This window comes from Candidatus Sororendozoicomonas aggregata (genome assembly GCF_031528575.1).
Taxonomy (GTDB): Bacteria; Pseudomonadota; Gammaproteobacteria; order Pseudomonadales; family Endozoicomonadaceae; genus Endonucleibacter; species Endonucleibacter aggregata.
In genome coordinates this window covers 1-21,785 of sequence record NZ_JAVLSP010000001.1, presented here as the reverse complement: position 1 = coordinate 21,785, position 21,785 = coordinate 1, and the positions used below count along the sequence as shown (strand labels likewise).

Sequence of the window (21,785 nt, the reverse complement as noted above, 5' to 3'; positions counted from 1 at the left end):
GACCAACTTGAAAAGCAAATGGTCATGTACTTACAGCTTAAACAACTCTGTGTTCATGCTCTGAAGTATGGCTGATTTTGCCAGGTGCGTAACATGAGGGTATAACAATAAAAGCATAAAAAAGAATAAGAAAGAAGGGGGGGTCTATGGCTGATTTTGATCGTAATCCGTTGTCGGCATCTATCGCCAGGGTTAACCTTCTGAGCCGCACGGTTTCCGGGCGCGCGCAGGTCACCACGGCGCTTGGTACAATCCTTACGACATCGTCGCCTGCCATGGCGGTGAATAATGATATCCAGGCGGTGAGTGCTTTTACCGATGTCACCACCACCGGCAATGTTCACGAAATTACCTCAAAGAAACGTTCTGGCTCCAATGCTGTGAATGTGTTTGATAAATTTGTCGTGGGCACGCACCACACGGCAAACTTGAAGGTACCGAGTGATGCCAACAAACTGGTCAATATTGTCAGGGGTTCTGATGCACCTGAGGTCCACGGCGTATTGAACAGTTATAAAAATGGGACGCTGGGCGGGGATGTGGTATTTGCCAGTTCTGCTGGTTTTATTGTGGGTTCTACGGGCATTGTCAATGTTGGCAGTTTGTCCATCAAAACGCCTGCCGATGGCGATATGAACGATCTGATCAGTTCCGGCAGTCCCGTTGACAGTGAAATCAATGATTTATTAAACAACAGCTTTAGTGTGTCTTCTTCAGGCACCGTGCGTATTCAGGGAAAAATCACTACTGCCTCAGGGCTGAATGTTAACGCGAATACAATTCAGATAGACAACAGCGGTATTGTGATGGCCGGAAGCACCCATGGCTCCGTGGCAGTGGGCAGTGTTTCGGCAGTGAATGTGGATGACCTGACGATTCCCACGGCGCTTCAGGTTACCGGGGGTGCCATCACCCTGAAAGCAGCGAGTACAGCGGATAATGCCATTAACATTTCCGGTGACTTGTATGCTGATGACGGCTTTACTATCACGGCTAACGATATTGCTTTAAACAGTGGCAGCACCCTTGATGCGCGCGGCGTCGCAGACGCGTCAAGGGGGGATGTGGTCATTACCGCTTCAGATTCTAAAGCCATTGGCATGGGGTTGGCGGAAGCGAAAACGACCATTGACCTGGGGGGTAGCATTGTTGCCAACAATGTTGCCGTAAAAGCGACGTCCATTGCCAACAGTTCATTTTATGAAGAACCCATCATCGCTGCAGGAATGATTTCGGTCGGAACCTTCGCTGGCGCATCCGCTTATATTATGGAGGCTGACGCAAAAGCGACAGTGAACGTTAATAGTACGGCAGCTATCCAGGCAAAAGACAAAATCACCCTTTCGTCCACCTCCCATGGGCTCACCGAAGCCATGCCCATCACAATCGGCAGTAGCCTGCCCGCATCATTAGCGGCGGTTTATACCCGTAGTGATGCAACGAGTACTACCCACGTTAAAACAGGGGCGACGTTGCGGGCCGGTGGTGATATGGCCATCACGGCCCATAACGAGGCGTATATTTCGGCCTCGGCAATGGATATTGTTACCGCTAATAACAATGCGGTTGTGCTGGCAGCAGCCATTGGCGCCTCAACCGTGGATGCCAAAGCCAAAGTTGACAGTGGTGTTACCCTTGATGCCGCCAATATCAAGGTAGTCGCAGAGAATCAGAACTCTTACTATGTCGGCGCCATGGCTATGGGGCTGACGGATACACGCTATGGCATTGCCGTTGCGGCGGGAGATTTTGACACCAGCGCAACGGCAGAACTTGGCAGTAGTATTGGCGCTGACAGCGACAAGGTGGGCAATGTTTCGGTCATTGCCCTGGATCGTACGCTGAATCAACGGGTGCATTCCTCTGTAACAGTGGGCAGTAGTCTGTTTATGCGGACCGTCGGCTCAAAGGTTATTGGCGGTTTGGCCAGCATGCAAAGTGGCGTGCAGAGTATTATCTCCAGTTATTTGCCGATTGGGCATTCAGTACCGACAGATGATACGGGTAAGGTTAACTTTAAAGGTGGGTTGGCTTTTTCCCTGAACCTCTCGGATCATGATGCCTACAGCTATATCGGTACCAACAAGTCCGGGCAAACCGATGCGCCGACCATCAAGGCGACGGGCAATATTCTCGTGGCCAGTCAGACCGATTTAGGCTCCGATAACCAGTCTGTTGCCGGCGGAAACAGCAATGGCGCTCTTGGTGGTGACCAGGGCGGATACCGGACATCGGCAGAAGCGGCTGTTGCTTCACCGAGTAACCAGACCAACGGTGCCAATCAGACACCCGCCTCAGAAAAAAGCCTGGCATTAGCCCTGAATTTTGCAATAAACGACAGTGACGCCATTGCCGAAGTGGGTAAATATGTCCAACTCCAGGGAGAAAACATTGGTGTAGCGGCGGCACAGCATATGCCCATTGTGTCCACTTACGACAAGTGGGAAACCTTTGGTGATGTTCTGGGCAAGTTTAATGGGATGGCGGGGTTACAGAACAATATTCTGACCTCCATGGCTAATGCCGGTGCCAGTGCTGATAAAGAAGCCTACGGTGGCTCGGTGGATGTGCTCTGGAATGATATGGACACCAAAGCCTGGGTGAACGACGGTGCCAGTGTAACGGCCACAGGAAGTGGCAGTTGGCGTGCCTCTCATACCTTGACCGGCGATGCCAAGGTCAACGGCTTGTTGGGAAGTACTGAATTTTTCAGCGACATCAACTACACCTTCGACTTTGATAACCCTGTGACAGTGAGCGCTTTTAATCTGATGGAAACGGTCAGTCTTGCCGGGAACATGGGGGCGCTCGGTTTACTTCCCAACGGTAACGGTACCAATGAGCAGGGCAAGTCAGTGGGTGGCTCCATCACCTATGTTCAGCAAAGTGGCTCAGCCGTAGCAGGTATCGGTGCAGCCAGGGTCAACGCTACAGGGAATGTGGGCATTTACGCGCGCACGGAAGAGCGGCATTTTCTGGTGACGCCATCGTCAGGGTTGGGGCGTGGGGTTGGCTTTAATGGTGTGATTGGGTTTTTAAACGCAGAAACGCTCACCCATGCCTCGTTACACAAAAATGCTCAGTTATCTGCTGACAAACTGTTGATTGATGCCGAGCACGGCTTTGGTAACTGGACGGCGGCAGGCGCCTTTAACTGGTCTGACCAATCGGCCGTCGGTCTGGCCATTGCGGCAAACGTTTCACAAGGTGATACCAAAGCGTTCATTGGGGATAACGCTAAAACGTACAACAAGGTCAAGTTTCAAAACGACAATAACATTGAGACGGATAAACCCGCACCCAGCAGTCCCACAGCACCTGCGCCAACCAAAGGGATTGTGGTTAACTCGGTGACGGTGCGCGGTCGTGCATCGGGAACCAATGGCTCATTAGCTGTTGCCGGGGCTGTCACCACTGAACCCACGGGTGAGCCGGGCGTGGGCGCGAAATTTGAGAATTGGTTTAATGGCCTCTCTGGAAAAGTCGCGGGTAATTATACCAGCGCGTCAGGCAGCAGTGGCAGCCATTCAGTGGGAAAGAATTCGTCAAGTGGCGCTAATGGTTCAGGTGGTTCAGGTTCCAGCAGCGCGGCAGTATCGCAGGCACAAACAGGCATGGCTGCTGCGGGCAGTTTTACTGTATCGGTCAATAATATTGATTCAAAGGCCATGATGGAGGGTGCCAAAATCAGCGGTCATGATACCGGCAACGGTGTTGATTATAACGACGTTGATGTGAACGTGCAGGCCTTTGAAAAAATCATCTCTGCCAGCGCCTCTGGCTCTGCGGCATTATCCATGCTCGGTGCATTATCACCGACAAACCAGACGACCGTCGCTGGGGCCATTTCTTATCAGATCAGTTTTAACGATGCCCTGGCTTGGGTAACGGATACGTCGATTTCCTACGCTGATGATGTGAATGTGCAGGCATTGCACGGTGGGGAATTAACAGCCGTGGCGCTGGGGCTGGCAGTCACACGCCCATCAGCCAGCACGGCAACCAGCTTCAGCGGTGCATTGTCCATTTCAGGCGCGCAAATTTACGATGGCACCTCTGCGCGGATTCAAGGCTCAAGCATTTCATCTAACAATGGCGCAGATAATGTGCTGGAAGTAACGGCGTATAACAACACTGATATAGGCGCCGGTGGTGGTACGCTATACGCCGGTGGTAAACAGGGTGCAGGTTTAGCCATTACTTTTGCTGAAATCAACGATCCTTCGGCTATCGTGGGGGATGCTAACCCCGACGGTAATAATGTGTTAAGTACCGCCTATAACGAAGACGTTTATAAAGGTGCTGCTACAGAAGCCTTGATTGATTTCAGTGGCTCCACAGGCAACACATTACAACACTTTGATGCCATTCATGTCAGCGCCCGCGGTCTTAGCCGCATTGGTATTGGTGCTGCCGGTATTGGTTATACGGATATGACCGAAGGCCACTTTGGTTTCCAGGGCAGCTTTGCCATTGGCGCCATTGGTGCCGATACCAAAGCGCTGATCAAAGGCGCCGATATTTCCGGCGCTGGCACTGTCACGGTGAATGCTTCCGGCGAAAAAGACGGCGCGCTTGACAGTATTTTATCAAAGCTCGGTAACAGCACGACCAACACCCATTACGACTTCAGTGGTGCCGCCGCCATGGATAATACCCGTGTGCGCACCAGCGAAGATGGCAGCAGCTCTGCCTATAACTACAGCACTGAGGGCAAGCGTATTATTGCCGTGGCAGGTGTCGTACAGGCAGGTAAAAACAATCTCGGGATTTCATACGCCCATGCGGATGTGAAAAGTGAAACCAAAGCCCGTATCACAAACAGCGCTATCAACCACAGTGACAGTAGCGGAGCTGATATTGTCGTCAATGCCCGGGATAACGCCTTGCTCTACAGTGTTGCCATTGGTGTTGGTGTGGGTAAAGGTCAGTTTTCCGGCGTGGGCTCAGTGGCCGTCAACCGTCTGAATAACCAGATTCTGGCAGAAGTGGGCGACTGGGAGGGGGCTGACAAGGGCACCCTCAATGCCTCGACGCTGGCAGTGACTGCCCACAATGATATGGACATGATTAATGTTGTCGGCTCTGTGGCGGTGGCAGGGGCAACAGGGTTGGCAGCAGGGTTGGCAGTAGCCACTAACCTTGTGGGTACTGACGAGCATTCCACCAAGGCGCGGGTCAGCAATACCACCTTGGAGGTGGCTGAAGACCTGACCGTAAAAGCCTACAGCGGCACCTCCGATAATCATAACCTGCTGGTGGGCAATGCCGTTGCCGTAGGAGCGGCCCTTCAGGGCGGGTTAGGCTTTGCCGGTGCCATCACGGTTAACAATGTCGATCAAACCATCGAAGCAGGCATAAAAGACACCGGCACCAATCGTACCGCAGAGGCATCGGCCAGCAGCGGTGGTGATGTTACCGTCAGGGGGCAGGACTTTACCGACAGTGTCGCCACGGCCTGGATGGGGGCAGGTTCAGGTCAGGGTTCTGCCGTAGGGGTAGCGACAGCCACTAACCGGGTAGACGTCGATGTGACCGCTGACATTCTCGGGGATAACAGCACCCGTGGCAGCACCACGCTCAAAGCACAAAATGTTATTGTGGAGGCACAGCGGCGCAACTGGTTGTTAACCATTGATGCCGGTGTGGCAGCGTCTAAACAGGTGTCCTTTGCCCCCTCCATTGGTACGGGTGTGATTGATGGTGATGTCAAAGCCCGCATCGCGCAAGATGCCAGCATTTGGGCCTGGAATAACGTGATTGTTAATGCTGAAGCTAACAGTATTAACCTGGTGGGCAGTGGGGCACTGGGCATTGGTATTGATGCCGGGGCAGGGGCGTTAGCTATTTCCACCGCTGTTGAATATGGCAAGACAGAAGCCTTTATTGATGATGCGGCGGTTATTGCCAGAGGCCTGGGGACAAACTTTTCTGCCAGCAGTGGCAAACTTGCCGGCGCGTCACCGTTGCCGGATTTATCCACCTCCGGCGAAGGGGAAAGTACCGCCGTCAGTATGGGACAGCTGACCACAGGTTTTGCCGCGCGCACCATGGGGCTTGGTAGTGAGTCTGCCAGCGGTGTGATTGTCACGGCCACTGCCCGGCAAAAGCAGCGAGCCATTACCGTGGGTGGCTCGGGCAGTAAGAATGTTGCCATTACCGCCAACATCGCTACCACCAGTACGGGCAGTGAAACCAGCGCTTACATTAACAACGCCAGTATTAACCAGGGTGTTACTTTGACGGGTGAGGCCGATGTGCTGGTGCGCGGGAGTAATCACGGTTTTGGGCTGAGTGTCTCCGCCGGTGGCTCAGTGACAGCAGGCGGTGAGAGTGGCCTTGCGGCCATTGGCGGCTTTGCCACCAATCGTGAGAGTAAGGACACCAACGCTTATATCAGCGGCTCTGCGGTCACGGCAGACGCACTCAAGATTGATGCGATCAGTTCAAAAATCGCCCAGGCCGTCGCCGCAGGGTTTGCCGTGTCAGCGGGCAGTACTTCGGGCATTGGTGGCGCGGCCTCTATTGTTATTACGGAACAAACGGGCAATACCAAGGCACGCCTGAAAGGGGGAACGGTCACAGCTAATAGCCTGGCCGTTAACGCTCAAACACGACAGGAAGCAAATGTTGCCGCAGGTTCGGCAGGTATTGGTGCCACTGTGGGTGTCGGTGCCGGTTTAGCGGTTAACCGGGTCGGTGGTGACACTAAAGCCACCGTTGGTAAAAACGACGGTGACAGTAATGACAATACCGTCACCACGGTTAATGTGAATGATGTGGATGTGGCTGCCAGCCGTTTGGCGTCCATCAACAGTTACGCTTTTGGTGCCGGTATCGGTGCCAGTAGCACGGGTGTCGCGGCAATGATCAACGTGACAGAAGTCACCGGTGAAACCCGCGCTGGCATTTATGGCAAATACAATAACAGTGCCTGGACGACGAAGGTTCGGGGCAAAGACGGTACGTCAAAAGCCGCCACTGTCAATGCGCGCGGTCAGGAAATTCTCAAGGGTAATCACGGCGCTGCAGGGTTAGGTGTCGGCGCTGCCGTGGGTGTGGGTGCCGTTGCCAACGTGCTTCTTGGGCGTTCACAAACCTATGGTGAAATGGTTGGCGCAGAAGTGAAAGCCACCACCGTTGAGGTGGATGCTGATACGTTGCGAGAAGCGAATCTCGTTAGTGTTTCTGGTGCCGGTGGGCAGTATTCAGCCGCGGTGAGTATTGGCCTTGTTTTGATGGGTCAGGGTGATAGCACCACCGATGAGGGGGTAAATGCAGAGAATGAGTGGGGTGATTCCCGCACGCTGGCAAATAATGCCCTCTCTGAAAACTACGACAGTTATAACCCGCATCTGGACACTAACGACACCAGTAATATGGGCGGTGGCGGTGCCATCGGTGTCAGCAACACCGCTACCGGGGTTGTCACCACAGACTCGGGTCATCGCCTGAAACTCAGCGGCGAAAGCGTGACGGCAGCACGTATCTCCGGGGGGGTTATTGAAGCGGGCACATTGCGGGTCAGCAGTGATGCGCAGTTGCATACTTATCAGGGGATTGGCGCAGCACAAGGCTCGGCGGTAGGTGTTGCAGGTGGAATCGGTGTCACCCGTTTATACGACATGAGTATTGCCACGGTGGATGCTGATGTAATCGCAGACACCGTAGGCATTGGTGGTTTAATTCGCAATAAAAGTGATGCCGCTGCCGCCGGAGAGATGAAAAACTTTGTCATAGGTGCAGGCGGTACCGCCATCGGCGTGTCCTATTCTGATGTGCGCTCAGCGCATCGGGTTGCTGCCGGGTTAACGCAGGCTGTGAGCGCCGATACGGTCAATGATGCTGGCACTTTGGCTATCTCAGCGAAAGATGCCACAGAAATCCGTATTGGCGATACTGGCAGCGATGTGTCTGCTAACCCCGGTGATGGCACCATGAATATACAAGTAGGTGCTGGCGCGGTGGGTGTCTCGGTGGGTATCGCTGAGAAAAATGCCAATGTGGATGCCTGGTTGGGTGCTTACGATGATAAAGGCACTTCATCAACCAGTGATGATGTTGTGGCAATTGTCGATGGTTATGCCACCCAAACGGTGGATGCCGTGGTGACAGGCAAAGTGCGCTCAACGGCTTTTGCTGCGGCCGGTGGCCTCATTGGTGGAGTGCAGGGGGTGGTCACTGATGCCAGGGATTATTCCGATGCTGATGCTGTGGTCTATGGTCGTATTGGCTCAGGCACCGGCTCTCTTATCGTTAAAGCACAGACTGTCCCGGAGACATTTTCCCGCGCCTATGGCGTTACTGTTGCCGGTGGTGCCTCCCTTGGTGGCTCATTCTCTTATGCAAAGGCCGATACCCATGCCACGGCGCGGATTGCCGATCGTACACAGCTTTCTGATAACAGCGCTGTCACCGTTGAAGCACAAACAGGAAAAGCAGGCAACCAGTATGTGAGCGCTGACGCATCGGCGTTTTCCGCCTCCGGGGCGCTGCTGGCCGGGATTTCCGGTGCTGAGGCCGTGGCCATCAATAACAGCGATACGGTGGCAAAAACAGGCGACTATGTGCAGTTACCCGCAGGGGATTTAACCGTAAAGGCCACCAATCACTCACGACAGATCTCCGATGCTGATGGTTATTTTGTCGGGGCCGTGTCAGCAGGGTTAACATTCTCCACGGCACAGTCACAAACCGCCTCCCGGGTGTTGTTGGGTAAAGATCCCATTGGGCCGGGTTCGCGCTCGGGCGATCTTGTGTTGCTGGCTAACAGCATTGATGAGAATCAGGCGTTTTCCACCGCAGGCGGTGGTGGCGTTATCAGTGGCAGTGCCACGGTCAGTAATGCCTGGACCAAAGACACTCAAGATAAAGAAGCCGCCAGTGTTGAGGTGGCAAACTGGAGCGGTAACTACAAAAACCGTCCCGTGGGTGCCGGGCGTGTTCAGATGGAAGCCAATCACCAAACCTGGTTTTTTGCCGGGGCGGATTCCATCAATGCCTCCGCGCTTGGTGGTTCCGGCGCCCGCTCGGATGTTGAAGTGGATCTTGATACTTCTGTTAATCTGGGGCAGAACGTCAGCTTTTATGCCAATGAGATTGCCATCAGCGCCACCAATAATGTCGACCAAATCAACAACGCCTGGTATAGCGGTTTTAAACACAGCGTGAAAGCGGGGGCCGGTGGCGCGATCAATGGTTCAGCGGCGCTGTCTGATGTGAATATCTCTCACCTGGGGGCAACGGTGACTATTGGCCGTTATGCCGTGTTGAAGCTGGACCCTCTTGCCGATGCTCTGGATCCTGAGCATAGTCTGATGGATTACCATATTCAACTTGATGCCTCAACAGGGTATCACCTGCAAGACGACGTGGTACTGGAGGTGGGGGGCGCATTGCAGGGCGCGGGCGCTGAATCGACCATCACAGTGGATGCCAGCAATGCGATTGTCATTGGCAACGGTGCCAAACTGATCAACCCGGTGGGGCAGATTGAGTTCGGTACGCACAGCCGTGGTATGGCAACGGCGGACGCCAGCAGTACTATCTGGGCTGCTGCCGGTGTTGCCGGTGGCGTATCGAAGGTGGATTTAACAACCGATAACAGCATTACTATCAACGACGATGTAACTATAGATGCGTTTCAGTCAGCGAAGATTCTGGCTGGAAAAAGCGCCGACTATATTACCGATAACTATCTTTCTGCCGTTGCGCGAACCAATGTGTATAACTGGACGGCGATTCCCATTCCTGCGGCAAAAAAAGCCGACGCGAACATTACCGTGAATAATAATGTGTACTTTGGTAACAACGTTAATGTGTCGTCTGTAAGGGATGTCCTGCTGGAGTCTGATCGGGGCCAAACCTATGCGCAGGGCGATGGTGTTGAGCGTAACCCTTATCTTGAACTGTTCAGTTCAGAAACCACCTTTGGTTCTGCCAATGGCAATAAAGGCACCTCAACCATTGTTTTTAATGGCACCAGTGCCTTGGTTGCCGGCAGTCGTTATCAGCAATCGGTGAGTATTGATGCCAGTGGCAATATTACCCTGGGCACAGGCACCAAAGGAGTTGCTTATGATTATGGCACCTTCTCCAGCCGGGGCAGTTTGCAGGCGTATATTGATCAGCTTAAAGGGGAGAAAGCCGCGCTGGAAAATGAAAGCGGTGGGGTAACGGACAGTGTCGGTGTTTCTGGTGATGGCAGCAACAGTCAGGGCAGTGGTTCATCCAATAACGCCGTGGATGCGCCGGTGCGTATTTCCCAGATCGAAGAAGAGCTGGCCTTTTTGGAGCCGCTGTTACAAACCTTGCCCGATACCTCCAATGACGCGATCTATGTGGGCGGGCTTTATGCGGCAGGCGGTAATGTTAATCTGAAGGCGGATCAGATTCTGGTGCAATCGGGCACACCAAGCATCACCGCCAATGGTGATCCAACCATTACGGTGACGAATCTAAGCGGTAAAAGTCTGATCCTTGGCGATATGTATATTCCTAACCTTGGTGGGGGTAAGGTCTTGGTGACAGGATCTGTTGCCAACAGCATGCCCACCGGACTTGGCATTGTTGAGAGTAACAGTGGTAGCGGTTCGCACATTACTATTCAGCATAAGCCTGCGGTGACAAACGGCGCGGATGTGGTGTTGCAAGGCGGACTGAGTAACCTCGGTGGTGTTGTCACTGTGAATGTTGAAAAGGGGAATTTGATTCAAACGGGTTCCGTTGAAGCCAAGCAGATGGCGCTGTCGGTGCCCTCGGGGGTGTACCTGTTAAATAATGCCTGGGCTAGTCCTGTGTACGGGTTTGATCCGAAATCCCTGACGGGCTATACCGCCCAATGGAAACCGGCGACGCCGGACGAGTTGGTCATGTATTACGTCAATGCTGCTTATAGCAGTCAAATGACGTCAAAAGGCGAAGAGTCCTTCAACGAATGGTGGTATGGCAATGACTATTACGGAAATAACACCCACCGTGATGGCGATTTACGCGTCTATTTAAACTGGGGCTTTAATAATGGTGCCGAATGTAAAAGTGGTGCCGATTGTGAAATTTTCCGCTTTGATAACAATGCTGGCGGTAACTCTCGCGGCAATGGTAACTGGGGCTTTAACCAGATTAAGAATTTGCAGAATAATCTGGTGAAAACAGCCTCGTATCAACAGATAAAAAATGCGGGTTATGGTGACCAGGGTGGCTATGCCCTCAATGCCCAGGTGGTCGCCATTAATGCTTATCGTATTGACATTAACGGAGCCATTCGCGCGGGTAACTTTAACCAGTGGTCCGTGCAGGTGGGTTCCAACTTTGACGCGGCAATAGCGCAGTACGTGGCTGCTCGTGGCCTCAGTGCCGGTAGCGCCATCAAGCTTTCCCCCGGACAGACCCTCAGTTGGCAAGAAGCTAACCCTGACTATGGCAAGTCTTTGGATTTTCGCCGTTATATTACCCGTACTGTCGATCCGCAGGTCAGTCTGGTCAATGGCGGTGACGCCGGTATCAGTATTACCTATGAAGTGGGCACGGGCACCATTACCCTCGATGATGTCAATGCCAGTGGGAATGGTTTTGTCTCTTTGCGCGGAAGGCTCATGTCTACGGGGCCTGATGGTCAGATTCTGGTGGATGATGGCCGTGGCTCCATTGATGTGATCAACCGTTCAGCCAGCAAACTGGTGGTCAATGACCTCAATGCTGGCAGTCAGAGCACAGGGATAATTCGCGTTACGGATTTGAACTATGTGGACCGTTTCGGGGCAAATTTCAGTGAATGGTATGTGCATGAGCCGGGTCAGGCCATTGAGAAATACGTCACCGCTGCCAATGCCACCGGTTATACCCATGCCAGCGCAAGTACCGTCGGCTTTAGTGAAAATGGCAAGCAAACGTACACCTATCAGCCGAAAAAAGGGCAGCTTTATTATTTTGTACAGCGTGAAGAAGTGGAGCGCGGTATAAACTGGAAGATGACCAAGGACGGGTATATAGACGGTTGGTTCTCCACTTATCAGCCATTAGGTGACTGGAAGTATGATGCTGATAACCCTAATACCCCTGAGTGGAATATTGCCTGGGATGGCTATACCTCCTGCGCTTATGTGGGCAGTGTCGGCTGTAATGCCGATGGTTCTGTCAATACCTACCTGACCCATGTGCTCGATGATCGCTACAAGAGCCAGACCTGGCTGTACCCTTATACGACCAGCTATAGCAACTATTACGGCAGCGATTTTACCAAAATCAAGTGGAACATCTATGTGCCTTATTATATTGCCATGCAGTCCACCACCTATGTAAAAGCGGATCACCCCATTAAGTTTCAGTTTATTGGGGCCGATGCCGGGTCCGTGGCTATTGCGTCCCGTACCGGTGTGACCATGACCGGCAATATCAATAATGCGTCGGGCACTACCACGGTGGGTATCAATCGGACTCTGGGTACCGGCGGTGTGGTGCGTGATGATGGCAGCATTGTTATGGACAAAGGCGCGGTGCTCAATGCGCGCAAGACAGTACTCGATGCTGTGGGAGGTATAGGGACTAACCGACAGTATATGACTATCATCACCGACCATATTTCTGCCACCGCGCGTGGCGGGGTGGTCAATATTGATTTAACGGCGGCCTCTAGCGCTATTGCCGTTGAAAAATTGCAGGCAAACACCACCTTGACCGTCAATGCGGATAAAGACTTACTGCCCTGGGGAAGTGGTACTCACTTGCAAGGGCAGGATCTGGCTATTACCAGCCGATTTGGTGGTATTGGTGATGTGGCTGGCAACAACGTGATGAACGTCAGCAGTACGGGGCTGGTGAGTATGAAAGCGGCCGGGGATATTGCCCTGAACCAGAGCGTCGGCAATATGACAGTGGGTACCATCGCCTCTGATGGGGGGGATGTGTGGATTGCTTTGGGCAATGGCAGTCTGATTAACGGTATTGGTCAAAACCGTTATACCGATGAAGAGCTGGCCTATCAGGCCAGTGTCTGGGACAAACTCAATCTGCGCAGTGATGGCGCTGGCAAAGCGACAGTCGCCGCTTATGAGAATCAGGTTTCATCAAAGTACCACCAGTATTGGTTAATCAAGCAACGGCTCGATGATGACAGTCAGGGTAACTTTACTATCAATGCTGATTATATTGATGCTTTTAAGGTGCGTTATAAGGCGCATCAGGATGCGCTCAATGGCACTAACCTTGATATAAACAGCATCACGCTGGCTGAGTTGACCGCTGCCGTTGAGAGTGAATATCGCGCCATCGACCAGTGGCTAAGTACTGAGAAAGCTTCAGGCAAGCTGGCGGCGGATTATTCACTGGGAGAGCGTTACGACAGCAGCTATCGGTTTATTGTCGCTGAAAATTCTGCCTTGTACGCCACCTTGACTGAAGGAGCCCGTTGGCAAGACAGCCAGTTGGAAATCTCCATCAGTGCCGCAGCACTGGAGCCGGTGACAGATGCTTATATCAGCAGCCGTGCTGCCAATATTTCCGCTAACAATGTGACGCTCGATATTGGCAGTGGCCGGGTGGGGGATGACAGAAATGATATGACCTTTGCCATCAGCCGGACTAACCCGGGTTTGAGCAATGCGCAGAAATCAGCGTTACTCGAAGCCGGGCCGGGAGACCTGGTTATTACCAACAATGGCAGTGTTGTTGATGTTCGTGTGAAACAGCAGGACCCTGTCAAGGTGAATGCAGACGGTTATATTTCCCTCACGGCCAATAATCAGATCTATGTGGAATCTGATCAGGGAATGACCTTGAGAAAAATTACTACTGACGGCGATGTGCGTCTTTCTGCCAGTGGTGATATTGCCAGCGCCAGCGGTAACAGCACGACTATTGCCGCCAGTAACCTGAACCTGTCTACTCGCTCTGGCTATATTGGTACGCAGGTGAGCCCCATTGTTCTGGCTATTGAAAATGCCCTTCGCTCTGTGGCTGCGCCTAGCGATATCTGGTTAAAGCATGTGGGGGGGGACCTCAAGCTCGGCTCCATTGGTGCGGGTGGTTTACTGAACCTGAGCAGCAATGGCGCTATCAGTAACTGGTCGGCTAATGGCGACAATGTTCATATTATTGCTGACGGCGCTGTGATCAGCGCTATCTCGGGCAACAGTCGTTACGACCTGGGTGAGTCGGGTCGTGCGCTGAATATGAAGTTGGGCGGTGGTGAGCTGTCACTTGAGGGTGCCAATGCCTGGGTGAACACCGGGGGTGTGTCGCAAGTTAACCTTGGCCCTGTGGATTTGTCGGGCGACCTTGGTTTTAGTGCCACCTCTGATGTGAATATGGTGGATGATGTTGCTGCAAGCAGTATCGCCATGACTGTTTCTGGTGCGCTGGTGGCAGAGGAAGCACTGAATGCTGACAGTTCAGGGGCTATGTCAATTATTGCAGGTTCATTGGATTTGCAAAAAGCCGCGGTATCGGGCAGTAATGTCTATCTGCAAGCAGACGGCGCGGGGGCTCAGTTGGGGGCTGTTACGGCTAATACAGGTATATTGTCGTTGATCGCGGCAGGTGATATGACGCTCAGCGGCCCTGTCCGATCAAAGCAGGCGCTGGTGGTGGATGCGCAAACGCTCACTATGGCAGCGGGTGCCCACCTTGCGTCCGAAGCAAGCGCAACGATTACCACCATTGGTGATATGGCCCTCAGGGCCATCAACAGTCAAGGTGACCTGACGTTGGTGGGCAATAACATTGCCTTTAACGACTCAGTAAACAGCGCCGCCTTTGACATAACAGCAAAGGGAGCCGTGACGCTATCAGCGGGGGTACGTGCTGCTGCCCAGGGGGCAATAACCATCAATGCTGATGCTTTGTCCATGGGGGCAGGCAGCCACTTAACAGGCAACAATGACTGGACAGTGACCACCGAGGGGCATCAATCCTACGCCCGGCTCACCATCGGGGGGGCGAGTGAGCTGAACAGTCACGCTGGCACTATCCAGTTCAACGAGCACGCGTTGCTGGGGGGGGATGTGTTGCTGCTTGCCAGTAACGGAGCGATTCGCCTGGCTGAAAACCAGCTGTTCAGGGCAGGTTCCACCCTGAAGGCTGACAGCAAAACACTCAACTTCCGCCATGGTTCAACACTGCGGGCTGTGGGGGCGATTAATCTGACCACCCGTGAGGCTATGGCGCTGCACCACGTGAATGGTAGTGAGGGCATGGTTCTGAGTAGTGGTAGTACCCTGACCACCAATGGTGCCTTAAATATCGGCGCTTCGGCGCAGTTTGTCAGTGCTGCTGATACCACTGTGAAAGGTACCCTGACAACGGTGGATAATGTCGCATTCACCACCGGGGGCAACCTGCTGTTTATGGCTGATATTACCAGTGAGCAAGGAACCATTATTCTGGAAGGCCAGCAGTCTTTATTGATAAACCGTCGTTTGAAGGCATCCAGTGATGTCAGCATTGATGTGGCCGATTCACTCACATTGTCTGATAACCAGACAATAACAGCCGGTAATGACGTTGACATAAACAGTGGCTCAGTATTGATGGGATCGAATAGCGCTATGGTTTCTGGCCGTGATACCCGCATTACCACCTTGGGTGATCAGGCACTGGCAATACTGACGGTTGGTGAGAATTTAGCCTTGAGCAGTGACCGGGGTTCACTCACCCTGGGCGATAATGTGGGGGTGGGCAGGGCAGCCACATTGCGTGCCTTACAGGGTGATATTCGTCTGAATGAGAATAAACAACTGGTAGCCGCTCTGGCAGTGAATGCCATCGGTGGTACACAGACCTATCTGGATAACACCAGCGTTCAGGCAGGCGCCGGAGTTTCACTCACTTCTCAAAATGCCATGGTCGTGCACTATATCAGCGGTGATGATGCCATTACCCTTAACAGTGGAGGTATGTTGACGGTAAATGGCGCGGTCAGTGCAGGAACAGCAGCGCATTTTGCCAGTATCCAAGATACCACTGTAAACGATACGGTAACCGGGGTAGATGATATTACCTTCAGCGCAGGTGGGCATCTGCTCTTTAATGGTGACATTACCAGCGACCAGGGGGTGGTGAGTGCAACCAGTGGTACACAGACCACCTTTGTGGATAACACCAGCGTTCAGGCAGGTGCCGGAGTTTCACTCACTTCTCAAAATGCCATGGTCGTGCACCATATCAGCAGTGACGATGCCATTACCCTTAACAGTGGAGGTACGTTGACGGTAAATGGCGCGGTCAGTGCGGGAACATCTGCGCATTTTGCCAGTGCCGAGAATACCACCTTAAACGATACGGTAACCGGGATAGGTGATATTACCTTCAGCGCAGGTGGACATCTGCTCTTTAACAGTGACATTACCAGCGACCAGGGTTCTGTCATTTTGACGGGGCAGCGCTCATTAGTCGCTGATGGTCGTATTGATGCTTTTGGCGACGTATCAATGGATGTCCTTGACAGATTCACGCTGGCAGAAAATCAAACACTGGCCGCTGGCAATACGGCAACCATCAATGCTGACAGTATCCATATGGGGGTGGGCAGTGCCCTGGAAACGGGCAGTGATACCACCATCACCACATCCGGTCATCAAACACTGGCAGGGTTGGACGCGGGGGGTGATCTTAAGGTCTCAGCGTTAACAGGGTTTGTTGCTTTTAATGATAAAGTGCACGCTGGTCAAGGGATTACTGTTGAATCAGCAGACACCGTTTCGCTCTCAGCCGGGAAAACACTTTCTTCGGGCGATGGCATCTCTTTAAAGGCTGCATTGTTACATTTTGCCCATGGCTCACATATAAACGCCGATGGATCATTAACTATGGCAGCGGACGCTGACGCCAGCATACACCGGGTAAGTGCGGGTAATAGCTTGACGATTACCACGGGTGGATCACTGATGACCCGCGGCGATGTCTCAGCGGTGCATGATGCCGCATTGACCAGCGGTGGTGATAGTACCTTTAATGGACGTCTTTGGAGTCAAAAAGGGGGAATCGTTGTTACCAGTGGTGGGCAGCTTTCATTCAATGAATCAGTCAGTGCAGTCGGTGATAGCCTCTTTAAGGCCACAGGCGATCTGGTCTTGGCGAATGAGCAATCTATTGCTACCGGTGCAGACGGCAGGATAAATGCCAGCAGCCTCACTATGGGTGAGGCCAGCCTTATTGAGGCCAGGGGAAATCTGTTTATCGACACAACAGGTAATCAGTTATTGGCGACTATTGCCGTTGATGGTAGTGCTCATATCAGTGCTTCTTCAGGAGGAATAACGTTCAATGAGACCGTTGATATCGGTGAAAGCCTTGCGGTAACAGCAGCTACTATGACGCATATTGTTGAAGGTCAGCCGGTGATTGCTGGTGGTACGGCGGAGTTTGCTTCGGCAGAAATGCGTATGGAGCAAAATACCTCGCTCCATGCGCGTGATGATTTGTCCATCCACATCAGCGGTCATGGGCTTTTGCATAGACTGATCAGTGGTGATGATCTGACCCTCTCAACAGGTGGCGCTCTTACTCTGGCTGATGAGGCAGTAGCAGCGGGAAAGGCAACATTTGACAGTGGCAAGGTAATGGTACTGCATGGGGCTGTGACAGCGGGCGACATGCTGTCCCTCGTCTCTGGCAGTGATTTAACGGCAAACAGTACGCTCAGTGCTGATCATGGAATGGCTGTGAAAAGTGCGGGCCTGATCCGTTTTAATGATGATGTGCGGGTCAGCACAGGTTCACTGGAACTTGTCGGGCGCTCTGACCTGGTGTTGGCGGATGGGAAAAAACTGTCAACGGGAACAAGCGCTACGGTAATGGCTGAATCCTTCTCCATGGGCGAAGGCTCCTTGCTTAACGTAGGAAATGACCTCTCTATCTATACAACAGCCGACCAGTCTTTGGCAGGGGTCAATGTCAGCAATGATATGACCGTTGTCAGTGAGACGGGCAGTGTATGGCTGAATGCGTCAGTGGCCGCGGACAGGTCAATGTCGGTTCATGCCGGGCAGGCAGTGGCATTGGCGGATCAGCAGCGGATCACAGCCGGTACGCTGTCGGTGGGGACTGACAGTGCGGTGGGCGCGGAGCGCTTTACCATGGGGCAAGATACTCTGGTTCAAACCGCAGGTAAGATGACTATCCACACCGTGAATGACCAGGTGATAGGTCAGTTGGTGTCCGACACCACAGCGTCCGCTTTCTTTTTGAAAAGTTCCGAAGGCGCTATTACCGGGCGGACTGATATTGATGTGACAGGGGGGCAGGCTCACTTACAGGCAATCAAAGGCGATGTTTGTACGACACAGGATAGTGATTGTTCAGGTGCCAGGGCGCAGCTTCAGGCGGCCACAGGTATCGGTGATCCGCTGGTGGTCGATCTTCCCTGGTTATCTGCTGAAACCGACAGTGGTGATATTCATATTATTGCCACCAGTGACCTGAAGGCGCGGCTATTGAAAGCCACCGGCGGCAATATTTATATGACGGCCCTTAGTTCCCTTGAGATAGACGAGCTTGCTGGTACGCCATGGCTGCTAGTGAACGACGTGTTGTTTGCTGATCGTATGACCATTCGTGGCGGGGCATTACGGTCAACGCAACAGGTCACAGTGAATCAAATCACCCAGACCGGCCCGGAGCCATTGTCTGTTTACGCGCCTGATATCACCGTGAGCATCGACGGTAGCGGTGCGGCAGAAACCCTGCTGAACCTCGGTGGGTTTGATCAGGCTGTTTCCCTCGATAATGTGGCGAGCCTTTTTTATCGTTCAGCTCTGGCCGGTGGCGCATTTTCTGACACAGTATTAACGGAGGCAGAATATGTGGACGTTACCGTCAGTAATACCGATCAGCTGACATTGGCGAGTCTGATGACCAAAGGTGGGGAGCTGCAAGTGAGCGGTGACCTGATGATTGATAAAGGCCTTGTGTCGGCACAAGCCGGTTATAACCTGCGCCTGATAACAGGGGCAGAAACCGCTGGGCAGCTGACGATGGATCTGAACAATTCCAATGGTGGCGCTATTGCTGTGGACGGTCAGTTTATGACACCCTTTGGGGAGTTTTGGTTATCCGTTGATGGCGTGAATGTCACCACGAATGCGCAGTTTACCCGCTATGATCCGACGTTATTGCTTTCTTACAAAGGCACTGGCGAAGGAGCGGAAAGTACCGGACAGCCCCAAGCGTACTACAGACTCAGCGCAGATTATCAAAATGCCATCAATGCGCCGTTAAGAGTCACAACACGGTTTATTCAGTCATTGCCGGATAAAGAGTCATTGTTGATCACCCTGGGCGATAATTGGTTAGATAACCTGCCGTCAACGGCAGCAGGTGGACAACGGCCTCAGGAAGAAGACTACTGGTTAGTTAAAAAAGACGATGTGACGGAGTTGTAAATGGTCATCAGTAATAACAATAATAAAAAACAAAAGCGCTATAGAGTTTTATCTTCTTTGTTGGTCGCCTTGGGCAGCCAGGGCGTAAGCGCTGAGGTTTCAAGGCCCGACCCGGCAGGTGAAATCAGCAAAGACCTTATTCAGCGGGAGCAACGCCTGAACAGCAGCAATAAGTCCAGAGAAAAAAAACGACCGTCTATTGAAGAAGATCCTGCACCCGTTGAGGACAGTGGTGCAGGCCCGGTTTTTCTGCTCAATGGTATCCGGTTTACTCGCTCAGCTATTCTGACACAGCAGGAGTTGACAGCTATTGTCCAGCCCTGGTTGGGCAAGGAGGTTAGCTTTGCTGATTTACAGAAAATTCTCGCGGGTATCAATCGTCTGTATCGACAGAAAAATATTTATACGGCGGTGGCTGTTTTCCCAGAGCAGAATGTCGAAAATGGCATGGTTGTTATCCGGCTGGTGGAAGGGAGTATTGGTGAAATTTCACTCGAAGGTAACGAATATACCGACGATGCTTATGTGCGCGAATGGATTAACTATGACGCACAAATGGAAAGTATCGATATTGCTGCGCTGGAGCGCGATATTCTGTTTTACAATCGTATTCACGCTCAACGCTTGCAGGCGGAGTTACGTGCAGGAAAAAGTTTTGGTTTAACCGACGTCATTATCAATGTGCCAGAGAGAAGCCGAAATGGTTTAAGCCTGTTTGTTGATAACTACGGTTACCAGAGCACAGGGGAAGAACAAGGCAGTGTGTTATATCAGCGCCAACAGTTGCTGCGTTTTGGGGATACGGCCAAACTTTACGCGCTAGGGGCTAAAGGGTTGAAGTCTGTCAGCGCGTTTTATGACACGCCTGTGGGTATTGACGGCTGGCGCCTGGCAGCCAATATGCAGTATACCGACAGTGATTTAAGTGAAGGCGATTTTAGTGAACTGGGTGTAAAAGGCAATTCGCTGGAATTTGGACTGGGAGCCAGCTACCTGGTGTATTCCCATACGAACCTGTGGGTTAGTCTAACCGGCGGGTTCACCCATGCGCAATCGGAAAACACGGTAGCCTCTGAAGCGCTGTCGGACTACCAGAGTGATCGCTATCAAGTGGGTGCTGAGCTGAATTGGTTGGGCGAGCAATGGCAATTGACGGGCAAACAGCAATACCAGTATGTCAACAGTAAAGAAAGATTGTTGGGCACAAGCCGTAAGATTGGGCTGTACGGCGCTGGGCTTACCTTTATTTATAATTTTGATTCACCCTTTTATGCCATTACGTCGTTTGATGGGCAGTTTACTTCTGAAGAGGGGTTGCCGGGGTCGGTGTCTTACTCACTCGGCGGGCCCTCAGCGTTGCGAGGTTACAGAAGTGGCGCAATCAGTGGTGATACTGGCTGGTATCACTTAAATGAGTTGCACTATAACGGTTTGGCTTATAAAGACTACGCATTGGATGTGTTTGCTTTTTATGACCATGGCAAGGTGGAGTCAGTAACAGCAAAGCAGTCGCCTTCCTCAGCAGGTATCGGGTTTTCTGTGACGAAAAATGATAGCCTGGCATTGGATGTGATTGTGGCAAAAACGCTTAAGAATATCGTACCGGACCAGGATAAAGGGGCTATTTATGGGCGTCTAACCTGGGTAGTCTGGGACTAGCCCGGATATTTCATAAACATGCGCCTGGCCTTGCTTGCTCCTTGCGGCTCTAAGGGAGTTTTGCTCAGTCGACCGTACTCCCCGGTACGGCGCTCCTTCGCAAAATCCCTTAGAGCCGCAAGGTTCCGCGCAATTCTCAGGGCAGTTTATGAAATATCCGGGCTAGTGGTGCTAAGCCCTAATATCTATCCCTTTGAAAATGTGGTTTAATCCGCATCTCCAGTAAGACATAAGTAAATGGCAGGGATGCAGTTGAACCACACCAAAACAATCACTCTCTCAGATAACCAACGTGCAGAGTTGGAGTCGATTATTAGAAAGCGAAACAGTGCTCAAGCTCTGGTCTTGCGTAGCAGGATCATACTTGCTGCCGCTGATGGGGTAAGCATCAAAGCATCTGTGCGAAGCTTGGGTTGTAACCGGGAAACGGTCAGACTTTGGCGCAAACGTTGGGTTAACTGTCCAGATGATACGCCGGTTATGGAACGATTCAAGGAAGCTTCTCGTTCTGGCGCGCCCGCAAAATTTACGGCAGAACAGATCTGCGAAATTATTGCGATGGCTTGTGATAAACCGGAAGACCATGGCTATCCTTTCAGCCATTGGTCGGAGAACTCACTGGCTATGGCTTCTGTCGATAAAGGGATTGTCTCCTCGATTTCACAGCGACAGGTAGGGCGTTTTTTAAAATCAGGCAGATATTCGGCCAGACAAGGTAGAGGGCTGGATTGATACGCCAAAAGATGAAAG

General features: G+C 52.3%; 3 protein-coding genes. All 3 read left to right on the top strand.

Annotated features, from left to right (window positions below):
- Window positions 1–146 precede the first annotated feature (146 nt).
- Entirely contained in the window at window positions 147–19,376 is a 19,230-nt protein-coding gene (locus V4C51_RS00015) for a leukotoxin LktA family filamentous adhesin (RefSeq protein WP_330923918.1), read from the top strand.
- Entirely contained in the window at window positions 19,377–21,035 is a 1,659-nt protein-coding gene (locus tag V4C51_RS00010; RefSeq protein WP_330923916.1) for a ShlB/FhaC/HecB family hemolysin secretion/activation protein, read from the top strand. It begins immediately after the preceding gene.
- A 237-nt stretch (window positions 21,036–21,272) separates the two neighbouring features.
- The gene (locus tag V4C51_RS00005) at window positions 21,273–21,767 is read left to right on the top strand and encodes a helix-turn-helix domain-containing protein (RefSeq protein WP_330923914.1); all 495 of its coding nucleotides are present in this window, start codon (window positions 21,273–21,275) and stop codon (window positions 21,765–21,767) included.
- Window positions 21,768–21,785: the final 18 nt, after the last annotated feature.

Excerpts from the sequence above, each read along its gene's own strand:
- V4C51_RS00015 (WP_330923918.1), top strand. The coding sequence starts at position 147 with ATGGCTGATTTTGATCGTAATCCGTTGTCGGCATCTATCGCCAGGGTT.
- V4C51_RS00010 (WP_330923916.1), top strand. The coding sequence starts at position 19,377 with ATGGTCATCAGTAATAACAATAATAAAAAACAAAAGCGCTATAGAGTT.
- V4C51_RS00005 (WP_330923914.1), top strand. The coding sequence starts at position 21,273 with ATGGCAGGGATGCAGTTGAACCACACCAAAACAATCACTCTCTCAGAT.